Raw genomic sequence first — 1668 nt, forward strand, 5'->3', positions numbered from 1 at the left:
GGCCGAGTGGAGCGCCCGAGGCCGGCGGCTTCCGCTGTCGCTGCGATCAGCAGATCGGGGACACTCGGGGCCCGGTGATGGCCGGCTGCGGCGGCAAGCGTGCGGCGCGGATACTCGACACGCGAGATTCCGGCTCGGGCGGAGGCAGCGTCGAGCTCGGCGAGAACCGCGTCGGCACGTCACGTACGAGGGTGTCGGCCACCGGCGTCACCTCACAGGTTCGATATCAGATTCCTCAATCGCGATATCATGGCTGCTTTTGTGCAGGCAGCTACCCCACTCACCTCGCAACTCACCTCGCACGTACCCAAAGGTGTCCTGTGGCGGACTGCAGCCCGCCGGACTGCAGCCCGACGGAGGCTTGGAGGAGGAAGGAGAGCAACGTCCCCGCCAGCGACGCGCCGATCGCGATCGACCAGCCCGCCGGACCGAGCGGGGTGCAACCGAAGAACTGGCTGACGCCTGGTACCTGCACGATGGCGGCCAGGACGACCGCCGAGGCGGCGATGCTCAGCAGGACTGTCCGGTTGCGGCCGCCGACGAGCAGCGTCTGGCCCAGTTGCGAGCCGACGAGCGCGGCGAGGCCGACCGTGTTCGCGTGCCGTCGGCGTCCGGTGAGGCGGGCGATGATCCAGGCACCCGTGGCGGCGAGGGTCGTGGCGACCGCCCGCACCGCGATCTCCCGGTTCAGGACGGTACCGAGGGAGCGCTCCGGGCCCTCGCCGAGGAGCTGTCCGGTCGCCTCCGGATCCGGCTCGCGCAGCGCGACGGCCAGGGCCGGGGCGAGATCGGTGAGCAGATTGACGAGCAGCAGTTGCCGCGCGGACAGCGGCGACCGCCCGGTGGCCATGGAGCCGAGGAGGGTGAACGCGATCTCGCCGAGGTTCCCGCCCACGAAGATGCCCAGGGCCTGGCGGACCGAGGCCCACATCGAACGGCCCTCGACGAGCACATCGATGATCGTGTCCAGCTGGTCGTCCGTCACGACCACGTCGGCGGCGGCCCGGGCCGCCGGTGTGCCACGCCGGCCCAGCGCGAGGCCGACGTCGGCGAGCCGGATGGCGGGCGCGTCGTTGGCGCCGTCGCCGGTCATCGCCACCGTCTTGCCCAGCCGCTGGTAGGCCTCCACGACCCGCACCTTATGCAGCGGAGTGCCCCGGGCGATCACGGCCACCCTGGGCAGGACCGCGTCCAGGGCCTCGTTGTCCATGGCTTCGAGCTCGACACCCGTCAGCATGATCTGGTTGTCGGTGAGCACTCCCAGTTCGGTGGCGATCGTCCTGGCGGTGGCCGGATGGTCTCCGGTCATCATCAGCACCTGCACGCCCGCGGCGCGCAGCGCCTCCAGCGACGCCCCGGCCGTGGTCCGGACCGGGTCGGACAGGACGAGGAAGCCGAGGAAGGCCAACTCGGCCACGCTGTCATCGGTGAGTTCCTCGTCCGCCGGTCGGGGCGCGGACCCCAGGTTGCGATCGGCCACCGCGAGGACGCGGTAGCCCGCGCCCGCGAGCCGGCTGTGCTCCTGGCTGAGCCTCGCCCGCCGGCGGTCGTTCAGCGGTGCCGTGCCGTCGGCGGTCCGGATGTGGGCGCACCGTGGCAGCAGCACCTCGGGCGCCCCTTTGACGCTCAGCACCGTGGTCGTGCCGGTATCCCCCACTGCCGCGTGGT

At 71.7% G+C, this 1668-nt stretch carries 1 protein-coding gene; it reads right to left on the reverse strand.

Annotated features, from left to right (window positions below):
- Positions 1-292 precede the first annotated feature (292 nt).
- Positions 293-1668 (reverse strand): HAD-IC family P-type ATPase (locus tag AC08ON_RS08600; RefSeq protein WP_476616751.1); only part of this gene is annotated, 1376 nt, incomplete at its 5' end.

Source organism: Frankia sp. CoWAU3 (assembly GCF_977971855.1).